General features: G+C 29.6%; 13 protein-coding genes. 5 read left to right on the top strand and 8 right to left on the bottom strand.

All coding sequences use genetic code 11. The features are described from left to right. Positions 1–5: 5 nt before the first annotated feature. Positions 6–3,026 (bottom strand): tetratricopeptide repeat protein, encoded by a 3,021-nt coding sequence (locus V6251_RS10185; RefSeq protein ID WP_341588144.1) that lies wholly within the window; start codon positions 3,024–3,026, stop codon positions 6–8. Positions 3,027–3,179: 153 nt separating this feature from the next. Between V6251_RS10185 and V6251_RS10180 the strand changes: the two genes are divergently transcribed. Both V6251_RS10180 and V6251_RS10175 read left to right on the top strand, forming a co-directional pair. Continuing rightward, a complete protein-coding gene (locus tag V6251_RS10180; protein ID WP_341588143.1) occupies positions 3,180–4,520 on the top strand; it encodes a hypothetical protein in 1,341 nt (446 codons plus the stop codon). An 8-nt stretch (positions 4,521–4,528) separates the two neighbouring features. Next, positions 4,529–5,218, top strand: coding sequence for a cell division ATP-binding protein FtsE (locus V6251_RS10175; protein ID WP_341588142.1), 690 nt, complete (start codon positions 4,529–4,531; stop codon positions 5,216–5,218). On the opposite strand, the gene V6251_RS10170 is transcribed toward V6251_RS10175, so the two are convergent. Then, complete coding sequence (locus tag V6251_RS10170; RefSeq protein WP_341588141.1) at positions 5,208–6,122, bottom strand: hypothetical protein; 915 nt, start codon at positions 6,120–6,122, stop codon at positions 5,208–5,210. The genes V6251_RS10175 and V6251_RS10170 overlap by 11 nt on opposite strands. Positions 6,123–6,279: 157 nt before the next feature. On the opposite strand from V6251_RS10170, the gene V6251_RS10165 reads away from it, so the two are divergent. Further along, positions 6,280–7,215: a glycosyltransferase family 2 protein gene (locus V6251_RS10165; protein WP_341588140.1), complete on the top strand. Its 936-nt coding sequence runs from the start codon at positions 6,280–6,282 to the stop codon at positions 7,213–7,215. Here V6251_RS10165 and V6251_RS10160 read toward each other — a convergent pair. Both V6251_RS10160 and V6251_RS10155 read right to left on the bottom strand, forming a co-directional pair. Continuing rightward, positions 7,201–7,623: a sugar 3,4-ketoisomerase gene (locus tag V6251_RS10160; RefSeq protein WP_341588139.1), complete on the bottom strand. Its 423-nt coding sequence runs from the start codon at positions 7,621–7,623 to the stop codon at positions 7,201–7,203. The genes V6251_RS10165 and V6251_RS10160 overlap by 15 nt on opposite strands. Before the next feature lies 1 nt (position 7,624). Then, positions 7,625–8,464, bottom strand: a complete 840-nt coding sequence (locus V6251_RS10155; protein ID WP_341588138.1) for a glycosyltransferase family A protein — start codon at positions 8,462–8,464, stop codon at positions 7,625–7,627. Between the two features lie 37 nt (positions 8,465–8,501). Between V6251_RS10155 and V6251_RS10150 the strand changes: the two genes are divergently transcribed. Continuing rightward, positions 8,502–9,644: a glycosyltransferase gene (locus V6251_RS10150; RefSeq protein WP_341588137.1), complete on the top strand. Its 1,143-nt coding sequence runs from the start codon at positions 8,502–8,504 to the stop codon at positions 9,642–9,644. Here the strand turns inward: V6251_RS10150 and V6251_RS10145 are convergent, their stop codons facing one another. The 4 genes from V6251_RS10145 to typA all read right to left on the bottom strand — a co-directional run bounded on the left by V6251_RS10145 (position 9,645) and on the right by typA (position 15,112). Continuing rightward, positions 9,645–10,952: an O-antigen translocase gene (locus V6251_RS10145; protein ID WP_341588136.1), complete on the bottom strand. Its 1,308-nt coding sequence runs from the start codon at positions 10,950–10,952 to the stop codon at positions 9,645–9,647. Beyond that, positions 10,953–12,056, bottom strand: a complete 1,104-nt coding sequence (locus V6251_RS10140) for a DegT/DnrJ/EryC1/StrS family aminotransferase (protein ID WP_341588135.1) — start codon at positions 12,054–12,056, stop codon at positions 10,953–10,955. After that, positions 12,053–12,928: a GNAT family N-acetyltransferase gene (locus V6251_RS10135; RefSeq protein ID WP_341588134.1), complete on the bottom strand. Its 876-nt coding sequence runs from the start codon at positions 12,926–12,928 to the stop codon at positions 12,053–12,055. The genes V6251_RS10140 and V6251_RS10135 overlap by 4 nt, the downstream gene beginning before the upstream one ends. Positions 12,929–13,312: 384 nt before the next feature. Further along, the gene (typA, locus tag V6251_RS10130; RefSeq protein ID WP_292949814.1) at positions 13,313–15,112 is read right to left on the bottom strand and encodes a translational GTPase TypA; all 1,800 of its coding nucleotides are present in this window, start codon (positions 15,110–15,112) and stop codon (positions 13,313–13,315) included. Positions 15,113–15,351: 239 nt separating this feature from the next. Here typA and V6251_RS10125 point away from each other — a divergent pair, with 239 nt between their 5' ends. Continuing rightward, a complete protein-coding gene (locus V6251_RS10125) occupies positions 15,352–17,103 on the top strand; it encodes a hypothetical protein (RefSeq protein ID WP_341588133.1) in 1,752 nt (583 codons plus the stop codon). The last annotated feature ends 4 nt before the right edge of the window (positions 17,104–17,107 follow it).

The following is a 17,107-nucleotide window of genomic DNA, read 5'->3' as shown; positions in this document are numbered from 1 at the left end:
TGTTATTAGTCTTCAGATATTACTGAAGAGTTTGTTTTAGCTTCTTCTGTTTTAATTTTATTCAATTCGGTTTGTGCTTCTGTTTTTACATCTTCAAAATTGCTAAAATTTTTGATAACACTTTCTAGAATGTATGTCGCTTGAAACGCGTCACCTAAGGCATAAAAATTCTTAGCCATTACGACTAAACCTTTAGCTCCATAATATTTATAACCGGAATAATCTTTAGCTAAACGTTGTGTCACTTGGTTAGACTCTGCGTATAAACCATCTTTATTTTTAAAATATGCATTATAGTATAGTGCTTCTGCTGCAGTTTCACCAGTTGCAAACGTTTCGACTTGTGCATAAGCTATTCTTGCTTTAGCAACATCGTTAGTTTTAATTGCCGAACGTGCAATGATAACATGAGCATCACTTCTAATTTTGTTATCTAAATTACCATTACCTAGCACTTTTTCCGCGTAAGCGACTGCTTGATTATAATTATTTAATTGATAATTAGATTGCATTAAATTAGACTGTGCAAATAAGCTGTTTTGCGGAAAGTTTGCTTCTGCCTCTAAACGTTTTAAGGTTGGTATTGCTGCATTCCAATCTTTTTTATCTAACTGAATTTGAGATAAGCGCAATAAGGCTTCTTCTGAAAATTCGCTTTGAGATTTACCGACTACATAAGCATAATGAGGCTCTGCATTAGATTTTAAATCTTTTTTAAAGTACAATTGTGCTAAGTAAAAATGAGCTTGAGTGGCATGTAATCCATTAGAAAACTGATTTAAATACCCATTAAATTGCTTGATAGCTTCATTTACGTTTTCGTCTAGATATTGTTTTTCTGCAGCTTGATACGTTGCATTGTCTAAATCAGCATCTGTAACTTCTACAAAATCTAAAGTTCTAACCCAAGATGCATACTCATCTACCTTACCTAAATCTATATAAATAAGTCTTGCTGTTGCTACTGCTTGATTAGCTTCTGGTGTGCTTGGATAGTCTTTGGCAACGGACTTAAAGGTTGATAATGCTTGTTGGTTTTGACTTGCGTTATAATATACTAATCCTTGACGCAATTGGGCTTTACTAGTAAATGGACTAGTACTATATTCTTTTTTTAATTGGCTATAAATAGCTATTGCTTTAGCATCTTTACCTGCTTTTACGTAGCTATTACCTAAAGCATACATAGCATCATCACGTAATTTTGAAGTTGGGTATTTTGCAATAAATTGTTCTAATTGATTTGTTTGATCACCTTCTTTACCAATGTAACCGTAGCTCATCGCTTTTTGAAAATACGCATAGTCATTTTCAATCTTGCCTACTTGCATCGCTTTTTCATAAGCTGTTATAGCTTCAGTATAACGACTAGACACAAAATAACCATCTGCTAAACGTAAATACGCATCGTTTAACCTAACTTTATCCGATTGATTTTTCTGAATAAATTGATTAAAAAACACTGTTGATTGATCGTAGTTTTTTTGCTTAAAATACGTGTAAGCTATATTGTAATCTAAGTTTTCAAATTCTTTTGTTGACGAAGCTTCACCTTGTTGTTTAAATTGTTTAAACCCAATTAAGGCATCTTCGTAGTTGGTTAGATTATAATCTGTTTCGGCTTTCCAAAATGTTGCTCTTGCAGTAAATTTTTGATTTTGTTGTTCTTTCAAAGATTTATCAAAAAGGGTTTCTGCCTCTTGGTATTTACTTTCGTTATATAATTCTAAACCTCTGTAAAACGCTACTTTTTGTAACGCTACTTTGCTTTCAAAGCTGTTTTTATTTTTCAACAACTCTAAAGCTTCCTTATAGTTTTTAGAGGTAATGTACGAGTCTATTAGTAATACCTCTACCTCATCTTTGTATTGTGTGTCTGGATATTTATCTAAATAACCTGTTAGTATTTGAGGTACCGATTGATAAGCGTTACCAATTTCGTAACTAATTTTAGCGTAGTTTAACCAGGCGTCTTCTTGGATTTTTAAATCGTAATCCATTTGAGAGGCGTTTCTAAAAGCATTTAACGCTTCTTGTTTTTTGCCTACATTAACATAGCTTTCTCCTAAGTGATAGTATGCATTTTGAGCTACACTATTATCTGCACTTACAATTTTGTTAAATTCTGAAATGGCTTTATCATAATCCTTTTGCTTGTAGTAAGCGTAACCTAATTGGTAATAATCTGTATTACTCCATTTTCCTTTTTTACCTTTATATTGGGTTAGGTATGGAATCGCTTCGTCATATTTTTCTAAGTTGAAATAACTTTCACCTATAATTTTATTTAATTCTGAAACTTCGTCTCTGTCACTAGTTTCTAGTTTAGATTTAGCTAGCTCTATTGCTTTATCAAATTTCCCTAATTTGAAGTTTAAATCAGCCTGATAGTAACTTAGTTTTTCTTTATATTTTTCTTCTTGACCAACTTGCTCAAAATACTTATTAGCTCCATCATAATCATCACCTTCATAGGACATAAAGCCTAAATAATATTTAGCCTGAGAACCATATTTTTGAGAGGTCTCTACACGTGTTAAATACTTTTTAGCATCTTTATAGTTTTTAGTTGTAAATGAAGCATAACCATTATTAAAGTTATAAGATTCCTTATCTGCTTTAGACAGTCCATTCTCGTCTACTTTTGCATACCACTTTTGAGCATAGGCGTATTTACCATTAGCAAAGTAATATTCTGCAACATCTAAAAATGCCGTATTTTTTTTAGTACTTGTTGGATAATCTTCCACAAAACGCTCCATTAAAACGTCTGCATTTTGCTGATTTAATCTTATGGCTGCATTGGCTATATAAAAAGCACAATTACTTTTTACGTTTTGGTCTTGCGTCTCTTTTTTAATTTGACTAAACAAATTTTGAGAGGCTAAATATTGCTGACTATTATAAAGCTGTAACGCTTTTTGATAATCGCCTAGACTATTGGTATAAACTGCAGTTTCTTGTCCAAGTAACTGGAAACAAAAGACTATGGTAATGAAAAATGTAAGCTGTTTTTTTACTAACATTGATACTATTTTTAAATTCAAAATCAAAGATAAATTAATCTATATCTCTAACGATAGATTTAACTAATAATTATAAACCGACTTAATATATTATCAAAAAAAGGTAGATTTAATTATTCTATATTTACAGTCTTATTTAAAACAATCCCATAAATGTCTACCAAGAATAAATTACAACATTTAATAACTAATCATGCAGGACTTTTAGTTGTTATTTATGCTATAGTTATTCGTTTTATTTTTGTTGTTTTTTATAATACAGTAACCCTATTTCCTGACTCTGAAGATTATATTAATTTATCAAAAACTGTTTTTGATTTAACTGGTTATGACGGAAAAAGAACACCTGGACTACCAGTAATTATCAATCTTTTTGGATATAATTTAACTTGGGTTGTAGGTTTCCAATTAATTTTAGGTGTAATTACAACCTATTTTACATATAGCATTACTAGTGTCCTTAGTAAGGATAAAGTAATTGGCTTTTGGACTGCCATTATATTTACATCTTTTGCTAATGTTGTACTATTTGATTTTGCTATTCTAACGGAAACATTAACTACTTTTTTATTAATCTTTAGTATATGGCTAATAGTCTATTGCAGATTATTTATAAGCAAAACCAAATGGTACTTTTACTTTTTATTATCGTTAACACTAACTTGGTTATATCTTACAAGACCTTTTTTTATATATGTTCCTATAGGTTTTGCCTTGTTTTTTATTGTAGCATCTTTTAAAACTAATTTAAAATCGGTTATTTTAAAAAGCACAATCGTTTTAAGCTTGCCACTATTGACCTATTATATGTGGAACAACTATAATAAAAAAACCATTGGACACTTTACCAATACTGCATATTTTGGAATTAATTTAACACAAACAGCAACTCCTTTTTTTGAACTAGCAAAAGACGAACATGCACAAATTAGAGATATTATAGTTAGACATAGAGACTCTATACTTATACACAATCCAAAAATTGAAGCTATGAGTGTTTGGGACGCACAGGTTGAGTTATTGCAAGTCACAAATTTATCTCAACAAGACCTGTATTTTAAACTAGGAGACATCTCTAAACAGGTTATAAAAGACAACCCCTTACTTTATTTAAAACAAGTAGGTAAATCTTGGCTACTTTTTTGGGGTAATCAAAGTAGTTTTTATTGGAATATTGAAAAGATAAACAATGTTTATTTCAAGCAAGGCACGTTGCTAGTGTGGATTTACATACAACGCTTTGCCTTAATAATATTTAATATTTTATTTCTAATGTTTGCTTTCAAAAAAATAATCCTTTTTTTTAAAAACAAAATGTGTACCTATGATCCTGATCTTTTTATAGTTTGTATAATCCTGTCAGGATCCTTAGCACAAGCATTAATTGCCTACGGAAACAATAGTAGATTTTGTTTTCCATTTTTCCCATTAATTGTTTACTTTGTCATCAATAATATTTGGTCTTACAAAGACGTTATTACTTCAAAAAAATAAAACTTTTTATGTCAAACACTGTCTTAGAATTAAAAAACGCCTCTATTTTTCAGGGTGAAAGTCTAATCCTTTCTGAAGTTAATTTAGAAGTTAAAAAAGGAGAGTTTGTTTATCTAATTGGTAAAACAGGTTCTGGTAAAAGTAGTTTTATGAAAACCTTATATGGTGATTTAAAATTATCACAAGGTGAAGGACATATTGTTGAGTTTGACTTACCGTCTTTAAAGGAAAAAGACATTCCGTTTTTACGAAGAAAACTAGGCATTGTTTTCCAAGATTTTAAATTATTGACTGACCGTACCATTAATGACAATTTACTATTTGTACTAAAAGCAACAGGTTGGAAGGATAAAACTAAAATGAATGAGCGTGTCGCTTCTGTTTTGGACAAAGTTGACATGAAAACTAAAGGTTTTAAATTTCCGCATGAATTGTCTGGAGGAGAGCAACAACGTATTGCAATTGCACGTGCGTTGTTAAATGATCCTGAATTAATTTTAGCAGACGAGCCAACTGGTAATCTTGACCCACAAACCAGTATTGAAGTTATGGAAGTATTACAAGACATTAATAAAAATGGTAATACTATTTTAATGGCAACTCATGATTATGCTTTACTTTTAAAATACCCAAGTAAAACATTAAAATGTGACGATAACAGAATTTTTGAAGTGGTACAGCGTAAGACTACTGTATAATTTGGTTTAAAATTACTGTACATTTTTTAGCACCTTTAACATTAAGGTGATTAGCATCAAAAAAATCTGAATCATCAAATCGGTTATCTTCAAACAAGTTGATATACGTTGTATTACTATTGCCTAATGCTAAAGCATTTGCTGTATCGTAAATTTTAGTTACTTTTTTAGAATTTACTAAATTTACATACCTATAATTAACTGGTAAACTTACTAAATACACGTTAATATCTCTAGACTGACATTGCTTGATAATTTCTTGAATCCTATTGATATTTTGAGTAAAATCTAACAATCCATCTTCATGGTTTAAAGCAACACGTGTAGCAAAACCATCTAAATCTTTAGTACTATTTTTAACTAAATTAGTTGTAATAAATCCATAAGTATCACTAGTTACTAAAGTACCGTCTTTAAAATAATCTCTGACATATTTAATGGTTTTGGATAGTTTGTTTACTAATGCAAGACTATGTTGTTTTAAATCATATTTAGAGATCAAAGGAATGTTTAATCCCATATGGTTTTTATAAAAATACTTTCGCCATTTTAAGTCTAACTTATCATCTACCTCACTTAGCGTTGTATATGCAATAGTTAAAATAATGTTTTTTAGTTTAGGAAAACTATCCACATGTTTTTCAAACAATAACTTATCAAAATATATGGATTGGCTAACATTAGAAATATTAAAGGTTGGTCCGTCAAAACCTTTAGGATCTATTCCATAAAATGCATGAGAATCCCCAAAAACTAGTGTTTCTATATTACCATATTGCGTTTGTATTTGCTTGTTTTTGTATGAATAATTATTTGGAACACACCTATAAAAACATTCTATAGCAATAAAAACTAAGATTAACGGAATGGTAAAAAGTAATGCGTTTTTAAAAAAAGAATTCATTAATTAAATAATAATATCATTTGTAAATATATCACTTTGAAAATTATCCACTTGTCTATTTATAAATCTATATTAATGCTTAGATTTGAAAAACTGCTACAGCATATTAAAACTGTAGGTCCATAACAAACCAAATAACCAAAATTTAATAATTATAATGTCTTTTTTTTCTGTAATTATACCGCTTTATAACAAGGAAAAATATGTTTTAAAAACTATTACATCTGTTTTACAACAAAGTTTTCAAAATTTTGATATTGTAATAGTCGACGATGGCAGTACTGATCAAAGTTTAGCACTAGTCAAAAGTCTAAATAATGACAAAATAACAGTCATCCAACAAGAAAATCAAGGCGCATCCATAGCAAGAAATACTGCTATTGCAGCCTCAAACGGAAGCTATATTGCCACATTAGACGCTGACGATATTTGGGATAAAAATCATCTATTAGAACTAAAAAAATGCATAAACACTTGCCCTGAGGCTATACTGTTTTGTACCAATTATAATATTAAACGTCATGATGGGTTTATAACTAAATCTAAATTTAATTTTGAATATGACAATAGTTGCTTGATAATTAACGACTTTTTTAAAGCCAACATTATTAATTTTATTCCTACTTCATCTTCCGTTGCTTTTAAGAAACAGGACTTTTTAAAAGTAAATGGATATAATACTACATTAAGAACAGGACAAGATATTGATTTGTGGATTAAATTTGGTTTAATTGGCAAAATCGCTTTTAATCCCAAAATAACAATGCTCTATAACTTCTTTGATCAATCTAGTTTATCAAATCGTGATTATAATGAGGACAGATATTTACTAATTAATAATTATAAAAATGAAGCACAAAACAACGCATCATTAAAAAAGTATTTAGACATAAATAGATATGCATTAGTAATTCGTTATAAATTATTAGACCAACCTATTGACGCTAAAAAAGCAAAGCAAGACATCGATTTTAAAAATTTAAACTATAAACAAAAAGTCCTTGTAAATTGTCCTACCTCTATTTTAATTGGATTAAAAAAGCTTCATAGTTTTTTAATAAAAAATAACATTTACTTATCAGCTTTTAAGTAATACAAATTCGCTATAATCTCTAACATAATCCTCTTCATTGTAAACTTCTGATGCTAAGACTAAACATACTGCTCCTGAAGAAAAATTTTCAAGTTCTCTCCAAATACCTGGTACAATCATCAACCCTTTATTAGGCTTATTTAAACTGACTGTTTTAGTGTTTTTACCATCTTTTAAAATCACATCAAAACTACCACTTAAGGGTATTAAAAACTGAAATAAAGCTTTATGAGCATGACCTCCTCTATAGGCATCACTAGGTACATCGTATAAATAATATACACGTTTGATATCAAATGGAACGCAATCCTTTTCTATAACTGATAAATTACCACGTCCTTCTTCATCAGTGATTTTAGGTATTTCTATAATAGATACTGCGTTCACAGTCGTTGATTTTAATTTCATTTTAAGACTTTTCAATTCCTAATTTAACTAGATTTTTATAAGTTGAAATTCCTTTTAAACCTACTTTAAATTTTTTAATAATTTGATTTGTTTTTATTGCACCTTGCTTATGTACAATGTATAAATATTTACATAATTTTAAATATCCCAATACACCAGAATATTTGTAATATAAGGCACTTCTGGCATATACTAATTTGTCATTTCCAGAGTCTTTGCCTGAACTAAAAAACGGATGCGACAATAATACCTTGGGCTCAAATATAGTCTGCATATTTAATTTTAAAGCCTCTCGCATAAAAATATATTCGTCTGCGGTTTCAAAAGTGGACCCTAATCCAAAATTGACATTAAAAAGCAGTCTGTTTTGCTTTACTAATTTAGTGTTAAACGTAATCACTACAGAGTTAACTTCTTTAATAGACTCTAAATCATGACACTTAACTTGAAGATAATTTTTAAATAAATTACCTTCAAAATCTTCCATTTTAAAAGTTATAATAGCTGCATTAGGATTACTATTATATGCTTCTAAAATAATTTTATCAAAATCTGGTTTAAACTTAACATCATCATCTACAATTAAACATAACTGACCAATCGTGTTTTTTATTGCCATGTTTCGGCTTTTAGCCAAACCTTTTTCAAAACTATTTATTACTCTAATATTATCCACAGTCGACTCCAATATGTGAGATTGATCTGTTTGATTAATTATCAGGATGTTATAATTTTTAAAAGAACTACTTGGAAACATATTTGATAGAAAATCTATAGATGTCTGAAACATTGTTGCTACTAACAACTCTAATTTCACATCTTTCTTTTTGGCATTGCCCATTAACTTCTATCTTTGAAAACAAATGTATAAAATATAAATGAAGATATTATTAATTGGCGAATATAGCAGACTACACAATTCTTTAAAAGAAGGTTTGATTGCTTTAGGACATCAGGTGACTTTAGTTAGTTCTGGTGATGGCTTAAAACAATTTGAATCTGATTATCTGTTAACTTCAAAAATCAAAAATAATCGCTTTTTAAGACTATTAAACTCTGGATTAATTAGACTTTTTGGTGTTAATTTGATTCAAAATGAATACTATCAGCAGTTTAAAAAATTATTACCACAATTTAAAAATTTTGATGTTGTCCAATTAATAAATGAAGATGCACTTGGCGTAACACCAAAACAATCTATAAAATTATACTCACAGCTTTTTAAGCAAAATAAGTCTATCTATTTATTGGCTTGTGGAGAAGATCATGTAACCATAAATTATTTTTTAAATCCAGCAAATGGCTATTCTGTTTTAACACCTTATTTAAACAATATTACTTTAAAAAACACATTTAATTTTTCGTTAAAATACACCACAGAAGCTTATAAAAACTTACATGAGTTTATAAACAAAAATATTAATGGTGTTATTTGTTCTGATATAGATTACCACAGAGCTTATATAAACCATTCTAAATATTTAGGGTTAATCCCAAATCCAATTAATACTGATTTATTAGAATTTAAACCATTAAAAACAAATGGTAAAATTCATATTTTCCATGGTATTAACTCGACATCAAGTTTAAAAAAAGGTGCCAATTATTTTTCTGAAGCGTTGCAAATTATTGCTAATAAATATCCTGAAAAAGTTAGTATATCTAGCACTACAGACCTACCCTATACTAAGTACATACAAAGCTACGATCAAGCACATATAATATTAGATCAAGTCTATTCATATGACCAAGGATACAATGCATTAGAAGCCATGTATAAAGGTAAAGTGCTATTTACAGGAGCAGAAAAAGAATGGTTACAATATTATAACTTAAAAGAAAATAGTGTTGCTATTAACGCTTTACCTAATGCGGATTATTTAGTTGAAAAACTTGAATGGCTAATTAATAATCCAAATCAAATACAAATCATGGGAAGCTATGCCAGCGCATTTATAAAGCAACATCATGATTACATTACAGTAGCGCAACGTTATTTAGATACTTGGAATAAAAACTAGTTAATCCTCTTCTAATTTATCCGGAATCACACCAAATAATGACGAATAGAAAATTAGTAAGATAATAGCGTAGTACATAACATAAGTTGCAAAATGTGCCATATTAGCTCCAACTAAACCAAACTCGTCTATAAAATACTTGCTAGTAAAGTACAATGTTGTAACTGAAAAAGCTTCGGTAATTATATAATGCCAAAACATACGTTTAGCTAAAAATTGGTAAGCTATAACAATTGAAAGTACTTTGATAAAATCGCCTAATAATTGCCATAAAAACAAGTCTTCAACTGGTCTAAATTCTTCAGTAAAAACTAAACTAACAATAAAACCTCTTAAAAAATAAACGACAATTAAACCTAAAGCAAATATTGGAATTATTGTTTTATAAAAACTAAACACTTCTTTTCTAAAATCCTTTATATTGTCTATTTCAGAGAATCTAGGTAAAATATACATGGTTAATAATGTACTTACAAATAGTAAGTAATATTTAGAAATCCGATTCATTGCTTCCCAAAAACCAGCTTGTTCTAAACCTATATTATCAATAATATAACTTCTAATTAATATTGCAACTAAGGGTAAAATAATTGCAGAAAACAACGCCATTCCTGAGTATGACCCAAGCTTTTTAGCAAAGTTTAAACTAAAATTACTGGCTTTAATTAATGGAATAAAGTTTTTTCGGTTTGCAATACCTACAAGTGTTATTAAAAAAATAATGGACTCTGCTATCACAACTGCAATTAATGCACCATCAATTTTTTCTTGCCAAATCAGTAAAATGGTAATAACAGCACCTAAAATTTGACCAAAAATATTAAATACAATCAAGTATTTATATTTTGCAAAGCCATTCATTATGGAAAAAGCAAACATATTTAACGCGTAAAACGGAAGTGCCATAGAAAATATCCTAATAACGTACGCGTAATTGTTGTAATCTTTAAAAATTAAATCATTAATAAATTCTGCTTTAAAATAAACTAGAATAGACATTAATAGTGTAGAACAAAATCCCATGTAAAATACGGTAGAAATTGTTTTACTTAATTGAAAAGCATCATCTTTAAACTGAGCGATATACTTTACGACACCTTTGTAAAGTCCTAAAATGGATAAGGATTGCACAGAACCTACAAAATTACGTAAGTTACCAACTAATGCCATACCCTCTGAACCCACAAATAATGCTATAAATTTGGATGTTAAAAATCCAGCTATAATTTTTACAATTACAGATACAGAATTAAGGGAAGCTACCTTAACTAGGACATTATTATTTATGTAGTCTAGAACTTTTTTCAATTAGTAATTATTCAATTTTTCAATCACTGTATCTACCTCTAAACTAGTCATTATTGGACTAATAGGTAAGCTTACACAAGTTTCGTGAATTTTTTCTGTTATTGGAAATTTTAAATGGTTAAATCGTTGAAGCGCAACTTGTTTATGTGGCGGAATAGGATAATGTACTGCTGCTTCTATATTATTTACTTTTAAATAGTCTAAAAACTGTTGTCTATTATCCACTAAAATCACAAATAAATGAAATACATGGTTTTTAGTACCATCATAAAAAGGCAGTTTTATTTTATTATTGTTGATTTTGGATATATATTGTTTAGCTATAGATTGCCTATGGCTGTTATCCTTTTCTAACGCTTTAAGCTTTATATCCAAAAATAAAGCTTGTATTTCGTCCATTCTGTTATTAACGCCTAGTACTTCATTTTCATATTTAGTGCTAGTACCATAATTTCTTAATTTAAAAATCATGTCAGCTAATTGGCTATTATTGGTGGTAATTGCACCTGCATCTCCTAAAGCTCCTAAGTTTTTACTTGGATAAAAACTAAACGCTGCAGCATCACTTAAATTTCCTGCTTTTGTATTTAAACTTTTATGTAAAGCTCCATGTGCTTGTGCTGCATCCTCAATAACTAATAATTGTTTTTGATTTGCTAAACTATTTATGGCTTCCATATCACTAAGCTGACCATATAAATGCACTACTAAAATAGCTTTAGTTTTATGGGATAAACTTTTTTGTATGTCTTTAGCTTCAATATTAAAGGTCATTGGATTAGGCTCCACCAAGATTGGTTCCAACCCAACTTCTAACAAAGCCAAAATGGAAGCAATAAATGTATTAGCAGGCACAATAACTTGGTCTCCTTTATCTAAAATACCAAGTTCCATATATCCTTTGAAAATTAAAACTAAGGCGTCAAAACCGTTACTAACACCAATACAATGTTTAGTTCCACAAAAGGCTGCAAAGCTAGTTTCAAAGGTATTAACACCATCGCCTAATATGTATTGTCCTGTATTTAAAAACGAATCAAATTGGTTTTTAAATTGGGTCTCAAATCTTGCGTTTATCTTTGGTAGGTCTAAAAATTTGATCATATAAACACTGAATTTAATAATTCGTGATTTCTTGTACTAACACTATAAAAGTCTTGTACAATCATTCTAGCTCCAAAACTTTCTTTCCAATACAATAGTCCTTTGTTAATATTTAATCCATTATTTACATTTGATGTACCAAAATCAAAAAATAATTTATCCTTAAAAACGGTATGTATTAAATACTGAAACAATACATCTAAACTACCAAGTTCTTGCTTATCACTATTAGCCGAAATGTACTGCGCATGTGCGACATTTTTAGTTTCAAAAACAGTTGTTCCAGCTACAATGGTATCGCCTTTATATACATTAAACTGTCGTATATTATTTGGAAAATGGGATTGCAGCAATGTCATTTCTTCTAAGGTATGCACTGGTTTGACATTATGTTGTGCTTTTAGATTAGGAATTAAAATAGCATTCCAAAAATTTTCTAAACTGCTTTCCTCCTTTACTACTAAATTATTAGCTTGTCCTTTTTTAAAGCCTCTTTTTCTGTTACTAGAAATAGATTCTGGCATAAAGTTATAATCAATTACAGATAATGCATCACGCCTTACTACACTAGCTTTTAGTAAAAACATTAAATAGGCTAACTGACTGTCTGGTCCTGAAGCATAAATTGAAGGTAAGCTCTTAATATTTAAATACAATATATCTTGATCTTTTAAAAACTGTAAAAGCAATTTAAAGACCTCTAAGACTTCATTAAATTTTAGAGCCTTATGTGTCACCAATCCACCATACGTTAATCCTTGATGAGAATGTAGTGTGTCACCAACCTTATTTGCTGGTAAAACCGCAATTAGTTTTTCACCTTTAAAAATAAGCACTGAAAAATCATTAAATCGTTCTTTATGGTATTCCATAAAATTTCGATTTAATAAAAATGTTCCATTATTGGATTCAGTAATAAAACTGTTCCAAAGCTTTTTATGTTTAGCGGAATATATGGTTAAAGAAAAAATAGCGCACTTTTATTTAAGCAATGAAAGTACTAATTTTTATTGAAGAATTTACTATAAAAATAAGTTATAGCCAATTGCTGAATAAATATAAGGGTAGACACAGTATGTACTGCAGTAAACCTAAATTTAAAAGTATGAAACTGCAAGTGCTTTGATTAACCAATTTTAGATCTATCTTAAAACAAAAAGATAGGTTTAGTAGTAAACAAAAAAAGAGGTTTCTAAACTAGAAACCTCTTTTAATATTATATAATTTAGACCGTTGTATTTACAACTAATCTAATATTAAGCAATCTTATTTCTCTTACGATCGTTTTCTGTTAAATAGATCTTACGTAAACGAATATGGTTTGGTGTAACCTCTACATACTCATCTTTTTGGATATATTCTAAAGCTTCTTCTAACGAGAATTTGATAGCTGGTACAATCTTAGCTTTATCATCTGCTCCAGAACTACGTACGTTACTTTGCTTTTTAGCTTTAGTAATGTTTACAGCCATATCATCTTGACGAGAGTTCTCACCAATTACTTGACCTTCGTAAATATCTTCTCCTGGCTCAACAAAAAACTTACCTCTATCTTGTAATTTATCGATAGAATAAGGTATTGCTTTACCATTTTCCATAGAGATTAAAGATCCTGAAATACGTCCAGGAATAGCACCTCTTAATGGTTGGTATTCTTTAAAACGGTGTGCCATAATAGCTTCACCAGCAGTTGCAGTTAATAATTGGTTACGTAAACCAATAATACCACGAGAAGGAATTAAGAATTCGCAAATCATACGATCTCCTTTTGTTTCCATACTTAACAATTCACCTTTACGTAAAGTTACAAACTCTACAGCTTTACCTGATACACTTTCAGGAAGGTCAATAGTTAACTCTTCAACTGGCTCACATTTAACACCATCAATTTCTTTAATGATAACTTGTGGTTGTCCAATTTGTAATTCATAACCTTCACGACGCATAGTTTCAATCAAAACTGATAAGTGTAATACACCACGTCCAAAAACCATAAATTTATCTGCACTACCAGTTTCACCTAATCTAAGTGCTAAGTTTTTTTCTAATTCTTTTTCTAAACGATCTTTAATGTGTCTAGATGTTACGTATTTACCGTCTTTACCAAAAAATGGCGAATCGTTAATTGTAAATAACATACTCATTGTAGGCTCATCAATAGCAATTGATTTTAAACCTTCTGGATTTTCGATATCTGCAATAGTATCTCCAATTTCAAAACCTTCAATACCAACAACAGCACAAATATCTCCTGTTTGTACGCTATCAACACGTTTACGTCCTAAACCTTCAAATATAAAAAGTTCTTTTACTCTACTTTTAGTTGTAGAACCATCTCTTTTAACTAAAGATATTTGTTGACCTTCTTTTAATTCTCCTCTTTGTAATCTACCAATCGCGATACGACCTGTAAATGAAGAAAAATCTAAAGATGTAATTAACATTTGTGTCGTTCCTTCTGGAAAAACTGGTGTAGGTACATGCTCCACAACCATGTCTAATAAAGGCTCAACGTTAGTTGTTTCTTTTCTCCAATCATCACTCATCCAGTTATTTTTAGCCGAACCGTAAACTGTTGGAAAATCCAATTGCCACTCTTCTGCTCCTAACTCGAACATTAAATCAAAAACTTTTTCATGTACTTCATCTGGAGTACAGTTTTCTTTATCAACTTTGTTTACAACCACACAAGGCTTTAACCCTAAGTCAATCGCTTTTTGTAATACAAAACGCGTTTGAGGCATAGGACCTTCAAAAGCATCAACTAATAACACAACACCATCTGCCATGTTTAATACACGCTCTACTTCTCCTCCAAAATCGGCGTGACCAGGTGTATCAATAATGTTAATTTTAGTATCCTTATAAATAACTGATACGTTTTTAGATGTAATCGTAATTCCACGTTCACGTTCTAAATCGTTATTATCTAAAATTAAGTCTCCTGTGTTTTCGTTTTCACGAAACAGTTGACAATGGTACATGATTTTATCAACCAACGTCGTTTTTCCGTGGTCAACGTGTGCAATAATTGCAATGTTTTTAATATTAGCCATAATTGTGCCTTATTTTAAGCGTGCAAAGGTACTCATTTTTTATATAAAAAAGCGTTTTAATTTATATTTGACAAATTCATTTTAAAAAATTGTAACTTTTTGAACTTAACAGACACAGATAGTTAGGCCTATTTAAAGAAAACATTTGTAATTTAAACCAATAAATTTCTTCAAAAACAATATATCATTAGTTTTGTATTCTTTTCAATCAACGACTTAAAAACCATTATCACCACATCATGAAAAAAATCATCTCTGTATTACTTATCGTTTTATTATTTGCTAGTTGTAGTAAAAAAATTGAAGAATCATACTTTATACCAAAAGACGCTATTGGTCTCATGTATGTTAATTTAAAATCGCTTTCAGAAAAAAGTAAAGGTTTAGATTTTAATCAATTAAATATAAATTCGCTTATCGAGGACAAAGCACCTAAAGAGGTTAAACGTTTTGTGCAAGAGTTACTATCAAAAGATAATTTAGATAAAACCTTTAGAAAAGAATATATTTTAGGTTTTGGTACGTTTAAAAGATTATCTGGTGTTGGTGGATTAATATTACCTATTAAGGATGCAGCGTCTTTTGAAGCCTTTATACAACCAATGATTGATGAAGTTCCTAATTTAGAAAAAGAAACTAATGTTGGTAAAGATCAAGAATTTACTATTTACGCAAATAAGGAAATTGCAATTGGATGGAATGGTAAAACTGCTTTAATTATTGGTGCAAATAATTATGCTGCTGCAGAATTAAAAGACCTTACCACATTAAAAAGAGAAGATTGCATATTAGCAACCAACTATTTTGATGCCTTTTTTGACACTAAACAAGACATGGGTTTACACATCACCTCTACTCCATTAGGAGATGCATTTGATGGACTACTAAATACTTTTGCTGGTTTAGATGTTAATCTAGAAAACAACAACCTATCTTATTATGGTAGCTTTGAGCAAGACCATATATACACTAAAACCAATTTAAAACTAAATGATGATTTTACATCTTTAATTGGTTATAAAAAATGGATGTCTACCTCATATTCAAAGTCTATGCTTAATGCATTGCCTGATAACCCATTGTTATTTGCAAAATTATCTATTGATCCTGAAAACTTATACGAGCATATTTTAAGTCTTCAAGACAACAAAAATTTACCTATCCAAGCTAGAGAAGAGTTAAGAAAAAACATAAAAAAATCTAATAGTGACACAGAAAAAGAACTAGGTATGGATGCTAAATCTTTTTCTAAAATATTTGATGGCTCGCTAATGTTTGCTATGACAGAGGGTAAAACAGTAAAAGACACTATTTATGATTACAATTATTTTACTGACGAAGAAACCTATACAATTGTAGATAAAAAAACACCCAACATGTATGGTACAGTAGCCCTAAATGATAAAAATAAATTTGACCAATTTTTTAATATTGTAAAAAAGAAAGGTGCACAAATAGAAACCTTAAACTCCAATTATTTTAAAATAGACGGTAGTACTTTTATGGTTATTACAGAGGATTACATCTTTTTTACAAACGACCAAAGTAAAGCTGATGAAATAAGTAGTAACGGAAAACTTGCCAACAATTTAAGCGACTTTAAACATAAAGATAAATTATCACACAGCGTTTACCTTTACACAAAAGGAAACATTGCACAACTTAGCAATGACTTTACAAAAAGTTTAGGCAATATGTACAATCCTTATAGCAGTTACAATAGATATGGCAATAATAAATCCATGGATGTCATTACAGAAAAAAGCAGCGAGCTTTACAACAAATTTTATGGCGAAAATCATTATTTTATAGATACAGATGGAGGCGAATCTTTTACTTACACTAAAGGAAACAAAAACTCATTAATACAATCCATATTATATGGTGACGAAGTTGCAAAAATGATGAGCACTTTAGAAGATGATGATTATGATGAAGCAGATGAAGATGAAATAGAAGAAACTGTAATAGAATCTACCGAATCAAACTAGATTA

Origin of the sequence: Olleya sp. Ti.3.14 (assembly GCF_038154885.1) — a bacterium.
Lineage (GTDB): Bacteria > Bacteroidota > Bacteroidia > Flavobacteriales > Flavobacteriaceae > Olleya.
This window is presented reverse-complemented; position numbering and strand designations above follow the sequence as displayed.